Annotated in this window: 22 protein-coding genes and 1 pseudogene; 6 read left to right on the forward strand and 17 right to left on the reverse strand. The window is 72.1% G+C overall.

What is annotated here, in order from left to right:
* Positions 1-94: 94 nt before the first annotated feature.
* Positions 95-1,318: a THUMP-like domain-containing protein gene (locus tag ACWGO0_RS27545; protein WP_453540685.1), complete on the forward strand. Its 1,224-nt coding sequence runs from the start codon at positions 95-97 to the stop codon at positions 1,316-1,318.
* Here ACWGO0_RS27545 and ACWGO0_RS27550 read toward each other — a convergent pair.
* From ACWGO0_RS27550 to tsaB, 8 genes are all read right to left on the reverse strand, one after another.
* Positions 1,281-1,952, reverse strand: a complete 672-nt coding sequence (locus ACWGO0_RS27550; RefSeq protein WP_453540555.1) for a hypothetical protein — start codon at positions 1,950-1,952, stop codon at positions 1,281-1,283. The genes ACWGO0_RS27545 and ACWGO0_RS27550 overlap by 38 nt on opposite strands.
* Positions 1,953-2,024: 72 nt before the next feature.
* Positions 2,025-2,489: a VOC family protein gene (locus tag ACWGO0_RS27555; RefSeq protein ID WP_453540558.1), complete on the reverse strand. Its 465-nt coding sequence runs from the start codon at positions 2,487-2,489 to the stop codon at positions 2,025-2,027.
* Between the two features lie 73 nt (positions 2,490-2,562).
* Positions 2,563-3,804 (reverse strand): RNA polymerase sigma factor, encoded by a 1,242-nt coding sequence (locus ACWGO0_RS27560; RefSeq protein WP_453540561.1) that lies wholly within the window; start codon positions 3,802-3,804, stop codon positions 2,563-2,565.
* 64 nt (positions 3,805-3,868) lie between these two features.
* Positions 3,869-4,225: a YciI family protein gene (locus tag ACWGO0_RS27565; RefSeq protein WP_453540564.1), complete on the reverse strand. Its 357-nt coding sequence runs from the start codon at positions 4,223-4,225 to the stop codon at positions 3,869-3,871.
* 120 nt (positions 4,226-4,345) lie between these two features.
* Complete coding sequence (locus tag ACWGO0_RS27570) at positions 4,346-4,603, reverse strand: hypothetical protein (RefSeq protein WP_453540567.1); 258 nt, start codon at positions 4,601-4,603, stop codon at positions 4,346-4,348.
* Positions 4,600-5,700, reverse strand: coding sequence for a tRNA (adenosine(37)-N6)-threonylcarbamoyltransferase complex transferase subunit TsaD (gene tsaD / locus ACWGO0_RS27575; RefSeq protein ID WP_453540570.1), 1,101 nt, complete (start codon positions 5,698-5,700; stop codon positions 4,600-4,602). Before tsaD ends, ACWGO0_RS27570 begins: the two co-directional genes overlap by 4 nt.
* Entirely contained in the window at positions 5,700-6,173 is a 474-nt protein-coding gene (rimI, locus tag ACWGO0_RS27580; RefSeq protein ID WP_453540688.1) for a ribosomal protein S18-alanine N-acetyltransferase, read from the reverse strand. The genes tsaD and rimI overlap by 1 nt, the downstream gene beginning before the upstream one ends.
* Positions 6,174-6,226: 53 nt before the next feature.
* On the reverse strand, positions 6,227-6,889 hold the full coding sequence (gene tsaB / locus ACWGO0_RS27585; RefSeq protein WP_453540573.1) for a tRNA (adenosine(37)-N6)-threonylcarbamoyltransferase complex dimerization subunit type 1 TsaB: 663 nt from the start codon (positions 6,887-6,889) through the stop codon (positions 6,227-6,229).
* A gap of 128 nt (positions 6,890-7,017) precedes the next feature.
* Between tsaB and ACWGO0_RS27590 the strand changes: the two genes are divergently transcribed.
* A complete protein-coding gene (locus ACWGO0_RS27590; RefSeq protein ID WP_453540691.1) occupies positions 7,018-7,602 on the forward strand; it encodes a hypothetical protein in 585 nt (194 codons plus the stop codon).
* A 24-nt stretch (positions 7,603-7,626) separates the two neighbouring features.
* Here the strand turns inward: ACWGO0_RS27590 and ACWGO0_RS27595 are convergent, their stop codons facing one another.
* The 8 genes and pseudogenes from ACWGO0_RS27595 to glmS form a co-directional block, all read right to left on the reverse strand.
* Positions 7,627-7,836 carry a hypothetical protein gene (locus tag ACWGO0_RS27595; RefSeq protein WP_453540576.1) on the reverse strand — a complete coding sequence of 70 codons (210 nt, stop codon included), beginning with the start codon at positions 7,834-7,836 and terminating at the stop codon, positions 7,627-7,629.
* Between the two features lie 136 nt (positions 7,837-7,972).
* Positions 7,973-8,503: a tRNA (adenosine(37)-N6)-threonylcarbamoyltransferase complex ATPase subunit type 1 TsaE gene (gene tsaE, locus ACWGO0_RS27600; RefSeq protein ID WP_453540579.1), complete on the reverse strand. Its 531-nt coding sequence runs from the start codon at positions 8,501-8,503 to the stop codon at positions 7,973-7,975.
* Positions 8,478-9,735, reverse strand: a pseudogene (locus tag ACWGO0_RS27605) (alpha/beta fold hydrolase); the annotation flags it as partial. The pseudogene ACWGO0_RS27605 and the gene tsaE, both read right to left, overlap by 26 nt.
* 84 nt (positions 9,736-9,819) lie before the next feature.
* Complete coding sequence (gene alr, locus ACWGO0_RS27610; protein ID WP_453540582.1) at positions 9,820-10,965, reverse strand: alanine racemase; 1,146 nt, start codon at positions 10,963-10,965, stop codon at positions 9,820-9,822.
* Between the two features lie 80 nt (positions 10,966-11,045).
* Positions 11,046-11,426, reverse strand: a complete 381-nt coding sequence (locus ACWGO0_RS27615; RefSeq protein ID WP_453540585.1) for a DUF488 domain-containing protein — start codon at positions 11,424-11,426, stop codon at positions 11,046-11,048.
* 39 nt (positions 11,427-11,465) lie between these two features.
* A complete protein-coding gene (locus tag ACWGO0_RS27620) occupies positions 11,466-12,914 on the reverse strand; it encodes an NAD(P)H-hydrate dehydratase (protein WP_453540588.1) in 1,449 nt (482 codons plus the stop codon).
* A 4-nt stretch (positions 12,915-12,918) separates the two neighbouring features.
* The gene (locus tag ACWGO0_RS27625; protein ID WP_453540694.1) at positions 12,919-13,287 is read right to left on the reverse strand and encodes a holo-ACP synthase; all 369 of its coding nucleotides are present in this window, start codon (positions 13,285-13,287) and stop codon (positions 12,919-12,921) included.
* Positions 13,288-13,310: 23 nt separating this feature from the next.
* On the reverse strand, positions 13,311-15,161 hold the full coding sequence (gene glmS, locus ACWGO0_RS27630; RefSeq protein ID WP_453540591.1) for a glutamine--fructose-6-phosphate transaminase (isomerizing): 1,851 nt from the start codon (positions 15,159-15,161) through the stop codon (positions 13,311-13,313).
* Between the two features lie 212 nt (positions 15,162-15,373).
* On the opposite strand from glmS, the gene ACWGO0_RS27635 reads away from it, so the two are divergent.
* The 4 genes from ACWGO0_RS27635 (at position 15,374) to ACWGO0_RS27650 (ending at position 20,148) form a co-directional block, all read left to right on the forward strand.
* The gene (locus tag ACWGO0_RS27635) at positions 15,374-16,321 is read left to right on the forward strand and encodes a hypothetical protein (protein WP_453540594.1); all 948 of its coding nucleotides are present in this window, start codon (positions 15,374-15,376) and stop codon (positions 16,319-16,321) included.
* Between the two features lie 4 nt (positions 16,322-16,325).
* Complete coding sequence (locus ACWGO0_RS27640; protein ID WP_453540597.1) at positions 16,326-18,083, forward strand: M16 family metallopeptidase; 1,758 nt, start codon at positions 16,326-16,328, stop codon at positions 18,081-18,083.
* A gap of 90 nt (positions 18,084-18,173) precedes the next feature.
* Positions 18,174-19,169: a type I pantothenate kinase gene (gene coaA / locus ACWGO0_RS27645; protein WP_453540600.1), complete on the forward strand. Its 996-nt coding sequence runs from the start codon at positions 18,174-18,176 to the stop codon at positions 19,167-19,169.
* 19 nt (positions 19,170-19,188) lie between these two features.
* On the forward strand, positions 19,189-20,148 hold the full coding sequence (locus ACWGO0_RS27650; RefSeq protein ID WP_453540603.1) for a DUF389 domain-containing protein: 960 nt from the start codon (positions 19,189-19,191) through the stop codon (positions 20,146-20,148).
* Positions 20,149-20,155: 7 nt separating this feature from the next.
* On the opposite strand, the gene glmM is transcribed toward ACWGO0_RS27650, so the two are convergent.
* Complete coding sequence (gene glmM, locus ACWGO0_RS27655; protein WP_453540606.1) at positions 20,156-21,514, reverse strand: phosphoglucosamine mutase; 1,359 nt, start codon at positions 21,512-21,514, stop codon at positions 20,156-20,158.
* Positions 21,515-21,605 lie beyond the last annotated feature (91 nt).

Genomic DNA, 21,605 nt, shown 5'->3' on the forward strand with positions numbered 1-21,605 from the left:
TACTAGTTGCATGGCGCCGCATCCTGCCAGTGCGCGGCCGGGCGCCCGGCCCGACACCGCCGCCCGGCCCGCCCGGTCCCCCGGCTGGCTCACAATGGGCCGGGTGAACGCTCTCCCGACGTCCGATGTGCCCGACCCGCTCGCCGGCTTCCACGCCCTGCTCGCCCCCGAGGGCGCGGCGCTCCTTGCCGAGCTACGCGACCACGACCCCGCACGGGAACTGGCCACCGCGACCCGTCTGCGCCGCAGCCACCCCGCCGATCTCGTGTCGGCGGCCCTGGGGCAGGCCAGGCTGCGCCAGCGGGCGGTGGCGAAGTTCGGCGCCGAGGACGCGTACCGGATGTTCTTCACCCCCAACGGGGTCGAGCAGGCGACCCGCACCTCGGTCGCCACCTACCGCGCCCAGCGGTTCGCCGGCCTCGGCGTGCGGAGCGTGGCCGATCTCTGCTCCGGGATCGGCGGCGACGCGATCGCCCTGGCGCGTGCGGGCATCCAGGTCCTGGCCGTGGACCGCGATCCACTGACCGCCGAGGTGGCCAGGGCCAATGCGGCGGCGCTCGGCCTGGAAGCACTGATCGAGGTGCGATGCGCCGATGTCACCGAGATCGACACCGCCCCGTACGACGCGGTCTTCGTCGACCCGGCCCGGCGCGGCGGACGGGGCCGGATCTTCGACCCGGAGGCGTACTCGCCCCCGCTGTCCTGGGCGACCGGGGCCGCGCTCAAGGCCCCCCGGGCCGCGCTGAAGATCGCCCCCGGCGTCCCCCACGAGGCGATCGGTCCGCAGGCCGAGGCGGAGTGGATCTCGGACGGCGGCGATGTGAAGGAGGCGGTGCTCTGGTTCGGCGAGGGCTTCACCCCGGGCTCCTTCCGGGCCACGCTCCTCCCGGCCGGCGCCACCCTGACGGCCCCGGCCCCGCTGCCCGCCCCGCCCGTGGGACCGGTGGGCCGCTATCTGTACGAGCCCGACGGCGCCGTCATCCGCGCCCATCTGGTCGCCGACATCGTGGACCGGTGCCGCGGACGGCTGTTCGACGAGATGATCGCGTACGTCACGAGCGACGAGCAGTACGACTCCCCGTACACGACGGCGTACGAGATCACCGACACGCTCCCCTTCAACATGAAGAAGCTCAAGGCCCTGCTGCGGGAGCGGAAGGTCGGCGTCCTGACCGTCAAGAAGCGCGGCTCCGCGGTCGAACCGGAGGAACTGCGCCGCAAGATGAAACTCCAGGGCCCGAACGCGGCGACGGTGTTCCTGACCCGGGTGGCGGACGTGCCTACGATGCTGGTCGGTCAGCCCCTGAAGCGACCCTGACCAACGGTTCGACCGGAGTACCGACGAGGACCCGGAGCACCCAACGGCGGTGCGCGAACGCCTTGACGACGCCGATCAGGCCCGTCAGCCAGGCGATGAGGCCGAGGCCCATGAGCAGGGCCACCTCGCCGTACGTCTCCTCGCCGGCCTCCGCGCCCGCCGGAACGACCACACACGCGTACAGGCCGACGGCGCACAGCACGAAGGAGGTCAGCATCCAGATGAGGCTGACACCCGGAATCCGCAGGCGCTGATCGCCCACCGGGTCGCGGTCCAGCGCGCCCCACTGGACGAGCAGTCGGCGGACCTGCCGGTCCCTGGCGAGCCCGACGGCGACGAACGCGACCGACGGCACCAGCAGAGCGACGCCGAAGACGAAGAAGACCACGCCCAGCATCGCGGCGAACACGTCGTCGGGCTGTTCGAACGAGATGATCGCCGTCCCCACGGACGACCAGGCGAGCGCCGCCAGCATCCCCCACAGCCACAGCATGCCGAGCCGCGCGTGTCCCAGGTGCGCCGCAACCAACTCGCCGAGGACCACGGCCCGGTCGGTGAGCATCGCCTGCCGGTCGGGCCAGGAGCGCAGCTCCACGGGCGGCGGGGGCGGGGGCAGCGGCGAACGGCGTGACATGCCCCAGACACTACCGAGTTCTCTCGGACATCCACGGGGGCCTCGGCCGGGTGCCGTGCAGGCGCGGGCCGCTCACGCGTCCCGGAGCGCCTGGATGTCCAGCTTCCGCATGCCGAGCATCGCCTTCATGGCCCGCTCCGCCTTCGCCGGGTCCGGGTCGGTCAGCAGCTCGGGCAGAGCCTTCGGGACGATCTGCCAGGACAGGCCGTACTTGTCCTTGAGCCACCCGCACTGACCCTCCTCGCCCTCTGCGGTGAACACGTCCCACAGCCGGTCCACCTCGGCCTGGTCCTCGCAGTCCACGGAGAGCGAGATGGCCTCCGTGAAGGGGAACTGCGGGCCGCCGTTGAGGGCGACGTACTCCTGGTCCGCGAGCCGGAAGCTCACTGTCATGACCGAGACCGTCCCGCCCGGGGCCCCCGACCCGTAGTGCGTGACGTCCAGAATCCGCGAGTCACCGCCGAAGACGGAGACGTAGAACTCAGCCGCCTCCTCCGCCTGGCTGTCGAACCACAAGAACGTCGTGATCTTCTGCATGGTCTTCTCCTCGCCGAAATGCCGAAGCACGGCACGATGCCTTCGGAAGGTAGACCCGCCACGCCCCCGGAACTCATCGCGACACCCGGTCGGCGCGCGCCAGCAGCAGCGTCCTCTCCTGCTCGTTACGGGTCAGCTCCGCCGCCCGTACGAACTCCGCACGCGCCTCGTCCCCCCGCCCCAGCCGCTCCAGCAGATCGCCCCGCACGCTCGGCAGCAGGTGATACGCCTTCAGTTCCGGACCCGCCGCCAGCGCGTCCACCAGGGCGAGACCCGCCGCCGGTCCCTCGGCCATCGACACAGCGACCGCCCGGTTCAGCTCCACCACGGGGGACGGAGTGAGCGCGCCGAGGTGGCCGTACAGCGTGGCGATCGTGGTCCAGTCCGTGTCCCCGTACGTCACCGCGTGCGCGTGACAGGCGGCGATCGCGGCTTGGAGGGCGTACGGTCCCGTCGCCCCGCCCGCCGCGTTCGCCCTCGCCAGGGCGGCGAAGCCGCGCCGGATCAGCAACTGGTCCCAGCGGGTGCGGTTCTGGTCGGCGAGCAGCACCGGCGCACCGTCGGGCCCGGTCCGCGCGGGGGCGCGCGACGCCTGGAGTTCCAGCAGCGCGACGAGCCCGTGGACCTCGGGCTCCTTCTCCATCAGGCCGGCCAGCACCCGGGCCAGACGCAGCGCGTCCTGGCAGAGGGCCGGGCGCAGCAGATCATCGCCCGCGGTCGCCGCGTACCCCTCGTTGAAGATCAGGTAGATGACTTCGAGCACCGAGCCGAGGCGGTCGGCGCGGTCGGGGCCGTACGGCACCTCGAAGGGGACGCCCGCCCGGCCCAGGGTCCGCTTCGCCCGGACGATGCGCTGGGCGACGGTCGGTTCGGGAGCCAGGAACGCGCGGGCGATCTCCTCGGTGGTGAGCCCGCCCAGGAGGCGCAGGGTGAGGGCGATCCGGGCCTCGGTGGAGAGCACCGGATGGCAGGAGGTGAAGATCAGCCGCAGCAGATCGTCGTCGATGTGGTCCGGATCGGCTGGTTCCGGCGGCGGCACGTCCTCCAGGGTCCTGCCGACCTCCGCGAGCTTGCGCCGGTAGGTCTCCTTGCGGCGTACGAGGTCGATCGCCCGGTGCTTCGCGGTGGCCGTCAGCCAGGCGCCCGGCCGCTCGGGGACCCCGGATTCCGGCCACTGCTCCAGCGCGGCGAGCAGGGCGTCCTGGGCGATCTCCTCGGCGATGCCCACGTCCCGCACGATGCGGGCGGTAGCGGCGATGATCCGCGCCGATTCGATCCTGTACACGGCTTCGACGGCACTGCGTGCTTCTGTCACGGCCACCCATCAGAGCAGCCGGGGGCGGGGGCGGCAAGGACCTGCCGCCCCACCCCGATGTTTGTCAGCCTTCGGCGATCTCGCGGATCTCGGAGGTGACGGTCCAGTACGTCTCGTGGACCGCGAGGAAACGCTTGGTCCACTCCAGGATCTCGGCCTTGTCCTTGGCCTGGATGATCGCGTAGCCGCCGATGACTTCCTTCGTCTCGGTGAACGGCCCGTCGGTGACGGTGAACTCGCCGTTGGACCAGGTGACCCTGGTGCCCTGCGAGGTCGGGGCGAGCCCGGCCGTGTCCAGCAGGACACCCGCCTTGGTCATCTCCTCGATCAGCGCGCCCATGCGCTGCATGAGCCCTTCGCTCGGACCCTCGGCCGGGGCGTTGTTCTCGTCGATACGGACCATCGTCAGGTAGCGCGGCACGGTGACTCCCTCGGGTCGGGGCGGGCTGTTTCCCCGCCTCACACTCGTACGTCGAACGGGCACGCCCCGGATCGACACCCCCGGCAGAAATTCTTACCGGAAGTTTTCAGCCGAAAGTTTTCAGCCGACGGACTCGAAGCGCCAGCGGTGCACCGGCCGCGCGATCAGTTCCGCGTCCGGCTCTGGGAGTTCGGGCAGCTCGTCACCGTACGCCGCCTCCCACCAGGTGATGACGAGCACCCGGTCCTGGGGCGCGCGCAGCAGCTCGCGGCGTACGGGCTCGCGGGCCAGTTCCGCCGACCGGGCCCGCGCCCACTCCAGCAGCTCGGCGCCCCGGCCCTCGGTGGCCCGTGCCTCCCACATCAGCGCGACAGTCATCCGTACAGGTTGTCCTTGCTGATCTCGTGCACATGGTCGTGGTCGTGGGCATGGGCGCCCGGTACGTGGGTCTCCGTCACCGGCAGCGAGGAGTCGGCCGACAGTTCCAGGTCCGAGGCCGGCCGGTTGCGGGCCACCATCTCCGCGCCGAGTGCGGCGACCATCGCCCCGTTGTCCGTGCAGAGTCCGGGCCTGGGCACCCGCAGCCGGATACCGGCCCGCGAGCACCGCTCCTCGGCCAGGGCCCGCAGCCGCGAGTTGGCCGCGACTCCGCCGCCGATCATCAGATGGTCGACGCCCTCGTCCTTGCAGGCCCGCACCGCCTTGCGGGTGAGCACGTCCACGACGGCCTCCTGGAAGGACGCCGCCACGTCCCGTACCGGCACCTCCTCGCCGGACGCCCGCTTCGCCTCGATCCAGCGCGCCACGGACGTCTTGAGCCCGGAGAAGGAGAAGTCGTACGCGGGATCGCGCGAACCGCTCAGACCGCGCGGGAACGCGATGGCCTTCGGGTCGCCCTCCTTCGCCAGCCGGTCGATGACCGGGCCGCCGGGGAATCCGAGGTTCAGCACCCGGGCGATCTTGTCGAACGCCTCGCCCGCCGCGTCGTCGATGGTCGCGCCGAGCGGCCGTACGTCATTGGTGATGTCCGGCGCGAGCAGCAGCGAGGAGTGCCCGCCGCTGACCAGCAGCGCCATGGTCGGCTCGGGGAGCGGGCCGTGCTCCAGCTGGTCGACGCAGATGTGCGAGGCGAGGTGGTTGACCCCGTAGAGCGGCTTGCCGAGCGCGTACGCGTACGCCTTGGCGGCCGAGACCCCGACGAGCAGCGCGCCCGCGAGTCCGGGTCCTGCCGTGACCGCGATGCCGTCGAGGTCGCGCGCGCTGATCCCGGCGTCCTTCAGGGCGCGTTCGATGGTCGGGACCATCGCTTCCAGATGGGCGCGGGAGGCGATCTCCGGGACGACACCACCGAACCGGGCGTGTGTGTCGACGCTGGAGGCGACGGCGTCCGCGAGCAGCGTCGTGCCGCGCACGATGCCGACCCCGGTCTCGTCGCAGGAGGTCTCGATGCCCAGTACGAGCGGTTCGTCAGCCATCAGTCAGTCTCAGTCTCTTGTCCGGGCTCTTGTACGTGGAGGCGCATGACGAGCGCGTCGATGTTGCCGGGCTGGTAGTAGCCGCGCCGGAAGCCGATCGGCTCGAAGCCGAAACGTTCGTACAGCTTCTGCGCACGGGTGTTGTCGACCCGGACCTCAAGGAGCACGGCGGTGCACTCGAAGGCCGTGGCGTGCTTGAGGAGGTCGGTGAGGAGTTCGGAGCCGAGGCCGCCGCCCCAGTGGTCGCGGGCGACGCCGATGGTCTGGACGTCGGCGAGGTCTCCGGCGGCGGCGAGTCCCGCGTAACCGACGATCCGGCCGGTGGCCGGTTCCTCGGCGACGACATAGCGGCGGGTGGCCCGGGGGCCGCGGGCGTGGGCCAGCTCCGACCAGAACATCCCGGCCGACCAGGCGTCCTCCGGGAACAGCTCGTGTTCGAGCTCCAGCACCGGATCGATGTCCCACCAACGCATCTCGCGCAGCACGGCGGTCACGGTCGCCGCACCTGCCCCATGGGTCGCGTCGGTCACTTCGGGGTGACCACCTTGTAGTTCTTCGGCACCTGGGCGTCGGGCCTGCGCAGATAGAGCGGCTGCGGCGGGAGCAGCTCCTGCCCGGCGGCGAGGCGTTCGGCGGCGAGGGCGGCCAGCGCGCCCGCCGACACGTGTTCGGGCGCGCGGGCGTCCGGGAACGCCTCCGGGTAGAGCACAGCGCCCGCCCCGACGACGGGCAGCCCCGCGAGCTGTCCGGCGATATCGGCGGGACGGTCCACGGCGGGGTCACCCGTGCGAGTAAGAGAATCCTCGTACCGCGCCCAGTAGACCTCCTTGCGGCGGGCGTCCGTGGCGACGGCGAACGGCCCCTGGAGACCGGCGAGCCCGGCGGCGTACGCGAGGCCGTCCAGGGTGCACAGGCCGTACACGGGGACGGAGAGCGCGGAGCCGAAGGCGGCGGCCGTCACGAGACCGACGCGCAGGCCGGTGTACGGGCCGGGGCCGACGCCCACGACCACGTCGGTCACGGCGTCGAGCTTCACCCCGGCCTCGGCGAGGACGCGGTCGACGGCGGGCAGCAGCAGTTCGCCGTGCCTCCGGGCATCGACCTGGCTCGTCGCGGCGACGACGGCGGAGCCGTCGTGCAGGGCGACGGTGACGGCGGGGGTGGCGGTATCAACGGCGAGCAGGAGCACACAAACAGCCTACGGCTCCGCCGACGGGGTCACCGCGCCCGTACGTCGTCCCGGTACGCCCCGCCCCGGCTGCTACCGTCACCCGGTATACGTGTGTACGACATAAACGCTTGTACGACATGCGCCGGATGACAGGCGAAAGGGGAGCTCAGGTGGCAAGGGGCAGCTCGGGAATCGTGGCCGGGCTCACTGCGGCGGCCGTCGTCGCGGTCAGCTTCCTCGCCTACCAGGCATCGGCGAACGCACCCGATTCGGTGGCGGCCCCCAGCTCCACGCCCTCCGGCAGCGCTTCGGCCCAGCCCACACAGAAGCCGAAGCCTCCGAAGTCGCCGCTCGCGGTGCCCGGGCACTCCGGCACCGGGCTGCGCGTCGTGTACGCGCTGAAGGACCGGCGGGTGTGGCTGGTGGACGGCAAGGGGAACGCGGGCCGGACGTTCCGCGTCATGCCGAGCCCGGTCAGCCCGCCGCCCGGTGCCTACCAGGTGGGTTCGCGTACCGGCAGCGTCAAGGGCTCGGACGGCGTGATGATCGAGCACGTCGTGCGCTTCACGAACGTCGACGACGTGGCCATCGGGTTCAGCGCGGCCCAGGACGGCACGATGGCGAGCCCGGACCCGACGTCGAAGACCGGTGGCGTACGGATGAAGCGGGCGGACGGCGACGCGATGTGGACGTTCGCGACGGTCGGCGTCAAGGTCGTCGTCGTCCCGTAGGTGCCGTAACCCGCGGACGTCGCGTCAGGCCGCGTCGCGCCGGGCGGGCGGCCCCGGCCGCTCCTCGCGGTCCGTCCCCTCCTCGCCGTCGCCCTCCTGCTCGTCACGCTCACGCGGTGGCGTGGAGACCGCCGAAGCGGCGGCGCAGGAGGCCAGCAGATCCTTCATGGACACCGCCGACGACGGCCGCGCCTGCGGCGACTGCGGCTGCGCTTCACGCTCGGGCGTCGGCATGGATGCCTCCTGGGGCTCCGGTGGAAGGCGTGGTTAGGTAGACCTAACCAAGTCTTCTCTCCATGTGAACACGCCCACGGTCCCGCGCGCAACAATTTACCGACGGCCTGTCGGAAAGTCTTGCCCGGGAATGCCGTTACTCGCCCAGATCCGTCCGCAGTCCGGCCCAGCGCGGCCCGACGCCCACCAGCGTCACCGTGCGCCGCTCGTCGTCCGTGTCGCCGACCGCGCGGTGGATGAGCACGTGCAAGCGGTCGTCCGACAGCTCCTCGACCTTGCCCTCGCCCCACTCCACGACCACCACCGAATCCGGCAGCGACACATCGAGGTCCAGGTCCTCCATCTCGTCGAGCCCGCCGCCCAGGCGGTACGCGTCGACGTGGACCAGCGCGGGACCGCCGGTCAGCGACGGGTGCACGCGGGCGATCACGAAGGTGGGCGAGGTGACTGCGCCCCGCACCCCGAGCCCCTCACCGAGGCCCCGGGTCAGCGTCGTCTTGCCCGCGCCCAGCTCCCCGGTCAGCATCACCAGGTCACCGGGGGCCAGCACTCCGGCGATCCGGCGGCCGAGGTCCCGCATCTGTTCGGGTGACTCGACGGCCATCCCCAGGGTGACGGTGCCCGGTGCGGAGGTCTCGGCCACCGGGCTTTTCTGCACTGCTTCCATGCTGGTCAACGTTAAGGGGTCGGGGCCGTCGTCGGCACGGCCCCGATCCGTACCAGCAGGTCCGCGATGCGGCCGTTCACCGCCTCGGGGTACTCCAGCATCACCAGATGCCCGGCGTCCGGCACGATCACCAGCTCCGCGTCCGGCAGGACGTCCGCGATGGCCTCGCTGTGCGAACTGGGCGTCACCAGGTCCTTGTCGCCGGCCAGGATCAGCACCGGGACATCGCGGAACGCGGGCAGCGCCCCGCTCTTGTCGTGCTCGGTGAAGGCCGGATAGAACTCGGCCACCACATCGATCGGGGTGGCCTCGATCAGCCGCTCGGCGAACCGTGCGACCGCCGGGTCCACATCCCGCGAACCGAACGAGTACCGCTTGATGAGGCTCGCGAAGAGGTCGGCGGTCGCCCGCCGCCCCCGCTCCACCAGCTCCGTCTGCGAGCCGAGCGCCTTCAGGACCCCCGGCAGCACCCGCCGCACCGCGTTCACACCCGCCACCGGCAGCCCGAAGCTGACCTCGCCGAGCTTCCCGCTGGAGGTGCCGACGAACGCGACGGCTGACACCCGGTCCCGGATCAGCGCCGGGTACTGGTCGGCGAGCGCCATCATCGTCATGCCGCCCATCGAATGCCCGATCAGCACGAGCGGTCCCTCGGGCGCCGCCGCGTCGATGACCGCCTTCAGGTCACGGCCGAGCTGGTCCACGGACACGGGCACGCCATCGGCCTGTGCCCTGCCGCGCTCGGACCGGCCGTGGCTGCGCTGGTCCCAGTGGACCGTACGCACCAGACCGCTCAGCGCCGCCCGCTGGAAGTGCCAGGAGTCCTGGCTCAGGCAGTAGCCGTGGCTGAAGACGACGGTCACCGGCGCGGGCGCCTTGCGGCCGAAGAGCCTGCGCCGGCGCGAACCGGGGCCCGCCGCCCCGCCGGTGGCCGCCGCTGAGCCCGTACCACCGTCGGACTCGACCTCGTCGACCTCGTAGTGCAGCGCGGTGCCGTCGTCGGCGACCGCCTTGCCCGCCACACCCCGCAGGGCGCCGTAGGGCCCCGCGGCGTCCAGCGCCAGCCGGGCCTTCTTCCGCATGCCACGGCCCACGGTCATCCGCTCGACCGCGACACCGGCGGCCGCGCCCGCCGCGATCACTCCTATCGCCGCACCCGCGATGCCCGCCCGGCGCCAGCCGACCGCCGCGGCGGCCGTCGCCGCCACGTCCCCCGCGCTGCTCTCGCTCACCGTGCCGCGCTCCTCGTCCTCGTCGGTCGGATTCCGCCGTCACCCGGGCCCCGTACGGAGCCGGACTGGTCCGAACGAGCGGCCCTAGGGCCGCTCGTTCACATAGACGCGTGGCACGCGTGCGCCGATGCGGGTGACGATCTCGTACGCGATGGTGTCCGCCGCGACCGCCCAGTCCTCGGCGCTCGGCTCCCCCTGGTCCCCCGGCCCGAACAGCACCGCTTCCGCGCCCGGCTCCGGCTCGTCGCCTTCGAGGTCGACCACGAACTGGTCCATCGCGACCCGCCCCGCGACCGTGCGGCGCCTGCCGCCCACCAGCACCGGTCCCCGGCCCGAGGCGTGGCGCGGAATCCCGTCCGCGTACCCGACGGGGACCAGGCCGAGGGTCGTCTCCGCGGGCGTCGTGTAGTGGTGGCCGTAACTGACGCCGTGGCCCGCGGGCACCTGCTTGACCAGGGCGACCGACGCGGCGAGCGTCATCACCGGGCGCAGCCCGAAATCGGCCGGCGTGCCCAGCTCGGGGCTGGGCGAGATGCCGTACATGGCGATCCCGGTCCGTACGAGATCGAAGTGGGACTCCGGGACCGTGAGGGTCGCCGGGGAGTTCGCGATGTGCCGCACCTCCGGCCGGACGCCCGCCTTCTCCGCGTAGTCCACCATGTCCCGGAACACGTCCAGCTGGGACGCGATCGACGGGTGGCCCGGCTCGTCGGCGCACGCGAAGTGCGACCACAGGCCGGTGACCTCGACGGTGCCGCTCTCCTCCGCCGCGCGGGCCGCAGAGACCAGCTCCGGCCAGTCGGCGGGCTGGCAGCCGTTGCGCCCGAGGCCCGTGTCGGCCTTGAGCTGGACGCGGGCGACGGCGCCCGCCGCTGTGGCCGCTTCGACGACCTCGCGCATGGCCCACATACCGCTCACCGACACATCGATGCCGGCCTCGATCGCCTCGCGCCACGGGCCGCCGGGCGTCCACAGCCAGCACATCACCCGGCCGCCGAGCCCGGCAGCGCGCAGGGCGAGCGCCTCCTGCGGCGTCGCGGTGCCCAGCCAGGTCGCGCCCGCTTCGAGCGCGGCCCTGGCGCAGGGCACCGCCCCGTGCCCGTACGCGTCGGATTTCACGACGGCCATGAGCTGCGCACCGGCCGCGCGCGCACGCAGGGCACGCACATTGGCGCGCAGCGCGCCGAGGTCGATCTCCGCGCGGGCTCTCAGGGTCGCTGTCTCGTTCATCGCGCCCAGTGTCTCAGAGGCGTACGACAGAGCGTGTCGCGTGAGCCGCGTGAGCCGTGTGACCTGGGCTCCGGGACAGGTCAGTGGCGCGCGAGTTCGTGCTCCAGATGATCCACGAGCACCGGGACATGGCTGCGGGGGACCTCCTTCACGGAAGTCACCAGCGTCACCGGGCCGCCTTCGCGGATCAGCGCGAGCAGTTCGCCGACGGCCGCGCTGTGGGCCGGGTCCGTCAGCTCGGTGCGGTAGCGGTCGACGAACTCGTCGTACCGCGATCCGGGGTCCTGGTGGTACCAGGAGCGCAGTTCGTTCGACGGAGTGACGTCCTTCGCCCACCTGTCGATCGCGGCCTTCGCCTTGGCCACCCCGCGCGGCCAGAGCCGGTCGACGAGAACCCGCACCCCGTCCCCGTCCTCGACCGGGTCGTACACCCGTCGTACGCGTACGGAACTCCTACCCACCGGTCCGCCTCCTCTCCACCACCCCACCCTGGACCGGCATCACGCGTCCCGCACATCGCGCCAGGCCGCCGGGATCGCGTCCGCGACGTCCTGTGCGGCGACCGGCGCGCCGGCCGATCCGCGGCGGGCCGCGAGACCGTGCAGATAGGCGCCGACGGACGCGGCGTCGCGCGGGGCGAGACCCGCGGCCAGCAGCGAGCCGGTCAGCCCGGAGAGCACATCGCCGCTGCCCGCGGTGGCCAGCCAGGACGTGCCGGTCGGGTTGACCCGTACGGGCGTGTCGCGGGCCTCGGCGACCAGGGTCGTCGAGCCCTTGAGCAGGACCGTGGCGCGGTAACGGGCGGCCAGCTCCCGTACGGCGGCGAGCCGCCCCGCCTCGACCTCCTCGCGCGCCACGCCGAGCAGGGCCGCGGCCTCCCCGGCGTGCGGGGTCAGCACGGTGGGCGCGGAGCGCGAGCGTACGGCTTCGGCGTCCAGCAGCCGCAGCCCGTCCGCGTCGACCAGCACCGGCACCTCGGCTGCCAGCACATCGGCGACCGCCGCGGCTGCCCGGGAACCGTCCCCGAGCCCCGGCCCGACGACCCACGCCTGCACCCGCCCGGCCTTGGACGGCGGCCCCGCGTGCACGAGCGTCTCCGGGAAACGGGCGATCACCGCGTCGGCGCCGGGACCCACGTACCGCACGGCTCCGGCCCCGCCCCGCAGCGCACCCGCGACCGCGAGCACCGCGGCCCCCGGGTACCGCTCGGACCCGGCGGCCACGCCCACGACCCCGCGCCGGTACTTGTCGCTCTCGGCGCCCGGCAGCGGCAGCAGCGCCGCCACGTCCGCGTACTGCAGGGCCTCCAGGTCCGGCGGCTCGGGCAGGTCGGGGCCCAGGCCGATGTCGACGAGCCGCAGCGCGCCCGCCCGTTCGGCGGCCGGGTCGATGAGCAGCCCCGGTTTGTACGTGCCGAAGGTGACCGTCGCGTCGGCGCGTACGGCGGCGCCGTGAACCTCCCCGGTGTCCGCCTCCACCCCGCTCGGCAGGTCCACGGCGAGGACGGGCGCCCCGTGCCCCGTGACGGCCGCCACCAGCGCCGCCGCCTCGGGGCGCAGTCCGCCGCGCCCCCCGATCCCGGTGATGCCGTCCACCACGAGATCGACGGCCCCGAGCCCGACCGCGCTGTCCAGCACCCGCCCGCCGGCCGCCTCCAGCGCGGCGAACCCGCCCGCGTGGACCTTGTCGGGCGTGGTCAGCAGCGCCCGTACCCCCGCGCCCCGCCTCGCCAGCCGGGCGCCCGCGTACAGCGTGTCGCCACCGTTGTCGCCGCTGCCGACGAGCAGGAGGACCCTTGCTCCGTACACCCGGCCGTTGCGCCGCAGCAGATCACCGCAGGCCACCGCGAGGCCGGCGGCGGCCCGCTGCATCAGGGCGCCCTCCGGCAGCCGCGCCATGAGTGCCGCTTCGGCGGCCCGTACGGTCTCCACGCTGTAAGCGGTTCGCATACGGTCAACCCTCCGCGATCACCACGGCCGACGCCACCCCCGCGTCGTGGCTGAGCGACACGTGCCAGTGCCGCACGCCGAGCTCGGCGGCGCGCGCGGCGACTGTGCCGCGCACCCGCAGCCGGGGCTGCCCGCTCTCCTCCACGTACACCTCGGCGTCCGCCCAGTGCAGGCCGCCCGGCGCGCCGAGCGCCTTGGCGACGGCCTCCTTGGCGGCGAACCGGGCGGCGAGCGAGGCGATGCCGCGCCGTTCCCCGCTCGGCAGCATCAACTCCCGTTCCAGGAAGAGCCGCCCGGCCATCTGGGGCGTTCGCTCCAGCGCCGCACCGAAACGTTCGATCTCGGCCACATCGATCCCGACCCCAATGATCACGTACTCACTCACTCATTCGACTGTCACTCGACGGTCACTGACTTCGCCAGATTGCGCGGCTGGTCCACCTCGTTGCCGCGGGCCGTCGCCAGTTCGCAGGCGAAGACCTGCAACGGCACGGTGGCGACCAGTGGCTGAAGCAGCGTAGGCGTAGCGGGGATCCGGATCAGATGGTCGGCGTACGGGACGACCGACTCGTCGCCCTCCTCGGCGATCACGATCGTGCGGGCCCCGCGGGCCCTGATCTCCTGGATGTTCGACACCATCTTCTCGTGCAGCACCGAGCGCCCGCGCGGCGACGGGACGACCACCACGACCGGCAGGTCGTCCTCGATCAGCGCGATCGGCCCGTGCTTGAGCTCACCGGCCGCGAACCCCTCGGCATGCATGTACGCGAGTTCCTTGAGCTTCAGCGCGCCCTCCAGGGCCACCGGATAACCGACGTGCCGCCCCAGGAACAGGACGGTGTCCTTGTCGGCGAGCGACCGTGCCAGTTCGCGCACGGGCTCCATCGTCTCCAGCACCCGCTCGACCGCCCCGGCCATCTCGGAGAGCTGCCGCACGACTGTCCGGATCTCGTCCGCCCACTTCGTCCCGCGCACCTGCCCGATGTACAGGGCGACGAGGTAGCAGGCGACGAGCTGCGTCAGGAACGCCTTGGTGGAGGCGACGGCGACCTCCGGCCCCGCATGCGTATAGAGAACGGCGTCGGACTCCCTCGGGATCGTCGACCCGTTCGTATTGCAGATGGCGAGCACCTTCGCCCCCTGCTCACGGGCGTGCCGCAGCGCCATCAGGGTGTCCATGGTCTCGCCCGACTGCGAGATCGCGATGACGAGCGTCCGCTGGTCCAGGATCGGGTCGCGATAGCGGAACTCGCTGGCGAGCTCCGTCTCGCAGGGCAGTCTGGTCCAGTGCTCGATGGCGTACTTCGCGATCATTCCGGCGTGGTACGCGGTCCCGCAGGCGATGACGACGACCTTGTCGATCTCCCGGAGCGCACTGGGCGCGATGCGCACCTCGTCGAGCCGCAGCGCGCCGCCCTCCCCGCCGATCCGCCCGAGCAGCGTGTCCGCGACGGCCTTCGGCTGCTCGGCGATCTCCTTGAGCATGAAGTAGTCGTAGCCGCCCTTCTCGGCCGCGGAGGCGTCCCAGTCCACGTGGTAGGCGCGGGTCTCGGCGGGCCGTCCCTCGAAGTCGGTGACGGTCACGCCTTCCCTGGTCAGCTCCACGACCTGGTCCTGGCCGAGCTCGATCGCGGACCGGGTGTGGGCGATGAAAGCGGCGACGTCCGAGGCCAGGAACGCTTCCCCGTCCCCGATCCCCACCACCAGCGGCGAGTTCCGCCGGGCGCCGACCACCGTGTCCGGCTGGTCGGTGTGCAGGGCGACGAGGGTGAAGGCCCCTTCGAGCCGCCGGCACACCTGCCGCATGGCCTCCGCCAGATCGGTGTCGGCCGAGAACGCCTCGGCCAGTAGATGGGCGACGACCTCGGTATCCGTCTCGGACGCCAGGTCATGACCGCGCCCGGCGAGCTCGTCGCGCAGCGCGGCGAAGTTCTCGATGATCCCGTTGTGCACCACGGCGACGCGCCCCGCGTTGTCCAGGTGCGGATGGGCGTTGACGTCGGTCGGCCCACCGTGCGTGGCCCACCGGGTATGCCCGATCCCGACGTTCCCGGCCGGCAACGGCCGCTCCACCAGCTCCTTCTCCAGATTGATCAGCTTCCCGGCCTTCTTCGCGGCGGCGATCCCACCGTCCGCGAGAACGGCGAACCCCGCCGAGTCGTACCCCCGGTACTCAAGACGCTTGAGACCGGCGACCACGACGTCCTGCGCCGACTGTCCTCCGACATAACCCACGATTCCGCACATAGCGGCACCATAAGGCCGGGGCGGGCGGCTGCCCAGGGTTACGGAGGGGGTGGGCGTGGGACGGGATGCGCGGCCCGCCTGGGCGGCAGCGGACCGAGGCGGGCTGCTAGCCTCCCGTCTCGATCTCCACCCCCACTCCACCCCTCGTCGACACGCCGCGCGCGAACACCGTGCACGGGCCCCACCGCGTCGCGTCCGCACCGAGGACAGTCATGTCTCAGACCACCCCCGCGATACCCGCGGAATTCGACCCGTGCGTCAACATCCCCTCCCTCGCCGGCCTCAAGGCGGCCGTGCTCAGCAACGACTGGGCGGCGACGGAGGCGTACTTCGACTTCCTCGACCACGAGGACGACCTGGCGGTCGCCTCCGGCGTCGTCACGGACATCAGTTCCTCCGAGAGGTTCCTCGAACAGGTCGTCGCCGAGCAGCCCGGCTCCGCACTGGCCCGCACCCTGCTCGCCGGGCGCTACATCATCACCGGCTGGGACATCCGCAGCTCCGCCCGCGCCAAAGACGTCTCGCGCGACCAGTTCCGGCAGTTCCACGACTGGCTTCGCCGCGCCGAGCAGCTGCTGATCGACGTGTGCGCCGAGCACCCCACGTACGCCATGGCCTGGGCGACCCGGCTGATCACCGCGCGAGGGCTCCAGCTCGGGCAGAGCGAGGCGCAGCGGCGTTACGACCGGCTCGCCGAGCATCACCCGCACCACATCTACGGACAGATCCTGCTGCTCCAGCAGCTCTGCCCCAAGTGGGGCGGCAGCTGGGAGGAGGCGCACGGATTCGCGCGCGCGTGCCTGGAGTCGGCGCCGCCCGGCAGCCACGCGGGCAGGCTCGTCGCCGAGGCGCACCTCGAGCACTGGCTCGACGATGCCGAGGACGGGCACAGCAACTACCTGAGGTCGGCCGAGGTCCGCGACGAGCTCCTGGCCGCCGCCGCCCTCTCCGTACAGCATCCGGACTACCGGCCCGGCTTCCACTGGGTGGGCGACCACAACGAGTTCGCCGGGGCGCTGAGCATGGGCGGCCACCACCGCGAGGCCGCGCCGTTCTTCCGCACCCTCGGCAACAAGGCCTCGGAGTCGCCCTGGCAGTACTTCGGCGACCCGGCCGTCCAGTTCACCAAGCACCGCAGATCCGCACTGGCGAAGGGCTGAGCCGATGTCCCAGGAATCCCCCGAGCGCACCGCCGCTCCCGCCACCGCCTCCGTCCCCGACCCGGACATCCGTGAGACCCGCGTCGACGGCGTACGCACGGTGCTTGCCCCGGCCCCCGGACCGGTCACGGCCGGTCTCTTCTTCCGGGTCGGCGTCGCCGACGAGACCCTCGCCACCAGCGGCATCACCCACCTCGTCGAACACCTCGCCCTGCACCGCCACGGCGTGTCCGACCTGCACTACAACGGCGCCACCGCCGCCACCTTCACCCTGTTCCACGTCACGGGCACCCCCGAGGAAGTGGTCACCTACCTGAACGGGGTCTGCGAGGGGCTGCGCGACCTGCCGCTGGAGCGGCTGGAGACCGAGCGCGAGATCCTGCGCACCGAATCGGCGGGCCGCAGCCAGGGCCCCAACCACCAGCTCCCGCTGTGGCGGTACGGCGCCCAGGGCTACGGCCTCAACGGACACTCCGAGTACGGCACCTGGCACCTGGACGCCGAAGCGGTGCGCGAGTGGGCCCGAACCCGCTTCACCCGCGACAACGCGGTGCTGTGGATGACCACGGACACCCTGCCCGAAGGGCTCGACCTCACCCTCCCGGCCGGCGCCCCGCAACCGCTGCCCGCGCCGACCTCCGCACTCCCGGTCACGCCGGCGTACATCAACGGCGACCGCGGCGGCGTCGTCATGGACGGCATCGTCCGGCGCTCCACCGCCGCCTCACTCTTCGCGGAGGTGCTCGGCCGCGCGCTCTACGCGGACCTGCGCCAGAAGGGCGGGTACTCCTACATCGCCGACAGCGACTACAACCCGCGCGACAACGACTTCGCGACCATCACCGCCTACGCCGACGCCCTGCCCCAGAAGCAGGACGCGGTGGTCGGCGGCTTCGTCGACGTCCTGGCCCGGCTGCGCGCGGGCCGTATCGAGCAGTCCGAACTCGACTCGGCGCGCACCAAGTTCCTCAAGCAGTACGACACCCCCGACGTCGGAGCGGCCCGGCTGCCCTCGTACGCCCTGAGTCTGCTGACGGGCCATCGCACCCTCACCCCCGACGAGCACAGGGCCGAGCTCGCCGCCGTCACCGTCGACGACCTGCGCGATGTCGCCCGCGAACTGCACTCCACGGCGCTGCTCCAGGTCCCCTCGGGGGACGCCGCATGGGCAGGCTTCACCGAGGCCCCCCAGTGGTCCACCGAGGGCTCCACCACCTCCGGCACCCGGCACCGCTCCCGGGAGGACAAGTCGGTCCTGCTGACCGTCTCCCGCGAAGCGGTCTCCCTGACCACCTCGGGCGGCCAGGTCGCCGTCCGGTACGACGAGTGCGCGGCCCTGCTCGTCTTCCCCGACGGCGCCCGCCACCTCACCGGCCTCGACGGCTTCCAGGTCAGGGCCGAACCCACCCTCTACGCGGACCTCACACCGCAGCGCCTGGCCCTGATCGACGCGGCCGTGCCGCCCGCCGCCCACGTCCGGATGCCGGCCCGCGATCCGCAGCGCATCCCCGCACCGTCCGCCCCGAGCAACCGTCCCGGCGCTCCGATGGGCAGGGGCGCCGGCCTGGCCACGACCGTCGGCATCTGGCTCAGCGGAATCGCGGTCACCGTCTGGGGACTGATCTCCGCCATGGCGACGGTGCTGGAACTGGACTCCGTACAGCCCGACCCGGTCACGATCAGCCTGATCTGGCTGGTGATCATCCCGCCGCTGGTCCTGTTCATCGCCCTGCGCCGGGTCCGCGCCAAACGCGGAGGCTGACACGTCCCGGGAGGGGCCGGCCGGCCGGCCCCTCCCCCACGTGACCGAGCCCACCCCCCACTGAGTTAAAACTCCCGCAACAATGAACCCGTGATCTCTTCGCCGCCACGAAGCACCCACCGTCGCACCGAGCACGCGCCGACGCCCTACGTCGACCTGTCACGCGCCGAGTGGAGCGCCCTGCGCGACAAGACTCCGCTGCCGCTCTCGGCCGCCGAGGTGGAGCAGCTGCGCGGCCTCGGCGACGTCATCGACCTCGACGAGGTCCGCGACGTCTATCTGCCGCTCTCCCGGCTCCTCAACCTCTACGTCCAGGCCACCTCGGGCCTGCGCGGCGCCCTCAACACCTTCCTCGGCGACGCGGGCAACGGCCACGGGGCGCAGCGCGGCACCCCGTTCGTCATAGGGGTCGCGGGCAGTGTCGCCGTCGGCAAGTCCACCAGCGCCCGCATCCTCCAGGCGCTCCTGGCCCGCTGGCCCGAGCACCCCCGGGTCGAGCTCGTGACCACGGACGGCTTCCTGCTGCCGATGAAGGAGCTCCGGGCGCGCGGCCTGATGTCGCGGAAGGGGTTCCCCGAGTCGTACGACCGCAGGGCCCTGACCCGCTTCGTCGCCGACATCAAGGCCGGCAAGGACGAGGTCACGGCGCCGGTCTACTCGCACCTGATCTACGACATCGTGCCGGACGAGCGGCTGACCGTGCGCCGCCCGGACATCCTGATCGTCGAGGGGCTGAACGTGCTCCAGCCCGCGATGCCCGGCAAGGACGGCCGGACCAGGGTCGGCCTCGCCGACTACTTCGACTTCAGTGTGTACGTGGACGCCCGCGCCGAGGACATCGAGACCTGGTACCTCAACCGCTTCCGCAAGCTGCGCGAGACGGCGTTCCAGAACCCGTTCTCGTACTTCCGCAAGTACACCCAGGTCTCCGAGGAGGAGGCCATGGACTACGCGCGCACGATGTGGCGGACCATCAACAAGCCCAATCTGCTGGAGAATGTCGCGCCCACCCGGGGCCGTGCCACCCTGGTGCTGCGCAAGGGACCCGACCACAAGGTCCAGCGCCTGTCGCTGCGAAAACTCTGACCCCTCCGGGAGCCCGCCCGTGCTGCATCTGCGCCTGATCGTCCCCGCCGACCGCTCGGGCGAGGTGGTGCGTCTCCTGGAACGGACCGTCGGCTGCACCCACCTCGTCGTGCTCGACGGCGCGGCCCGCAGCCCGGCCGGTGACGTGGTGCTCTGCGATGTGGCGCGCGAGGCGGGCGACGAGCTGATCGGCGCGCTGCGCAGGCTCGGCATCGACAAGTCCGGCTCGATCACCGTCGAGAACATGGACCTGACCCTCTCCGCGCACGCCGATCAGGCGGAGGAGGACGCGCCGGGCGAGGGCGCGGACGCGGTGCTGTGGGAGGAGCTGACGGAGGCCACCCACGAGGAGTCGACGCTCAGCGTCACGTACCTGGCGTTCCTCGCCGTCGCCACGATGCTCGCCGCCTGCGGTGTGATGCTCGACAACGCGATCCTGATCGTGGGCGCGATGGCGGTCGGCCCGGAGTTCGGCCCCCTGGCCGGAATCTCCACGGCGCTGGTGCAGCGCGCACCGCGCCTGGTGGGCCGGTCCCTGTGGGCACTGATCGGCGGCTTCGCGGTGGCGATGGTCGTGACCGCCGGCTTCGCGTGGATGCTGGACGCCTTCGGCCTCTTCACGCGCTCGATGGTCGAGGCGGACCGGCCTAACACGGCATTCATCTGGAAGCCGGACTGGATGTCGTTCGTCGTGGCGTTCCTGGCGGGCATCGCCGGGACGCTCTCCCTCACCTCGGCGAAGTCCGGCGCGCTGATCGGCGTGGCGATCTCGGTGACGACGGTGCCCGCGGCGGCCAACGCCGCGGTGGCCTTCAGCTACACGGACTACGCCCAGATGTGGGGCTCCACCGGTCAGCTCCTGGCCAACCTCGGTGGCATCGTCCTCGCGGGCACCCTGACCCTGCTGGTCCAGAAGGGCCTGTGGGCCGCCCACCGCCGCCGGACGGCCCCGAAAACGGCTCCGTCCGGCGGCATGTGACAGCGGGTCACCCCAGGGCGGACTTCACCACGTCGGCCAGCCGGCCGGCCACGGACCGCGCCTGCTCGATGTCGGCGGCCTCGACCATGACCCGTACGAGCGGCTCGGTGCCCGACTGACGCAGCAGTACGCGCCCGGTGGCACCCAGCTCCCGCTCGGCCTCCGCGACCGCGGTGGCCAGCTCGGGCGAGGTGCTCACCCGGGACTTGTCGACGTCGGGCACGTTGATGAGCACCTGCGGCAGGCGCTGCATGACACCGGCCAGATCGGCGAGCGTACGGCCGGTGGCGGCGACGCGGGCCGCCAGCATCAGGCCGGTCAGCGTGCCGTCGCCGGTCGTGGCGTGGTCGAGGACGATGACGTGGCCGGACTGCTCGCCGCCCAGCGCGAAGCCCTCTGCCTTCATCGACTCCAGGACGTAACGGTCCCCGACGGCGGTCTGGACGAGCTCGATGCCCTCCCGCTCCATCGCGATCTTGAAGCCGAGATTCGACATGACCGTGCCGACGACGGTGTCCTTGCGCAGCTGTCCGGCCTCCCGCATGGAGAGGGCGAGCACGGCCAGGATCTGGTCGCCGTCGATCTCCTCGCCCGCCGCGTCCACGGCCAGGCAGCGGTCGGCGTCGCCGTCGTGCGCGATACCGAGGTCGGCGCCGTGCTCGACGACGGCGGCGCGCAGCAGACCCAGGTGGGTGGAGCCGCAGCCGTCGTTGATGTTCAGACCGTCCGGGTCGGCACCGATGGTGACGACCTCGGCACCGGCCCGCGCGAACGCCTCGGGCGAGACCCGGGCGGCGGCACCGTGCGCCTCGTCGAGGACGACCTTCAGCCCGTCGAGCCGGTTGGGAAGTACGGCGATGAGATGGGCCACGTACCGGTCGAAGCCCTCGGCGAAGTCACTGACCCGGCCCACCCCGGCACCCGTCGGGCGCGCCCACGGCGCGCCGGTGCGGTGCTGCTCGTAGACCGTCTCGATCCGGTCCTCCAGCTCGTCGGCGAGCTTGTGGCCGCCGCGGGCGAAGAACTTGACACCGTTGTCCGGCATCGCGTTGTGACTGGCGGACAGCATCACGCCGATATCGGCGCCGAGTGCGCCGGTGAGGTACGCCACGGCAGGCGTGGGCAGCACGCCCACCCGCAGAACGTCCACGCCCGCGCTCGCGAGGCCCGCCACGACAGCGGCCTCCAGGAACTCTCCGGACGCGCGCGGGTCACGACCCACCACGGCCTTCGGCCGATGCCCCTCGAAGGTCCCCGCCTCGGCGAGTACGTGCGCCGCCGCGACCGACAGACCGAGCGCGAGCTCGGCCGTCAGATCCGCGTTGGCGACGCCGCGTACGCCGTCCGTGCCGAAGAGTCGTCCCACTGGTGTCCTCCGAGATTGCTCCGAAACCACTAACCCAAGAAATGCAAAAACAGGGCCGGCCAGGGCATGCTGCCGCGAACACCGCGCGACA

This window comes from Streptomyces sp. NPDC055749 (genome assembly GCF_053617235.1).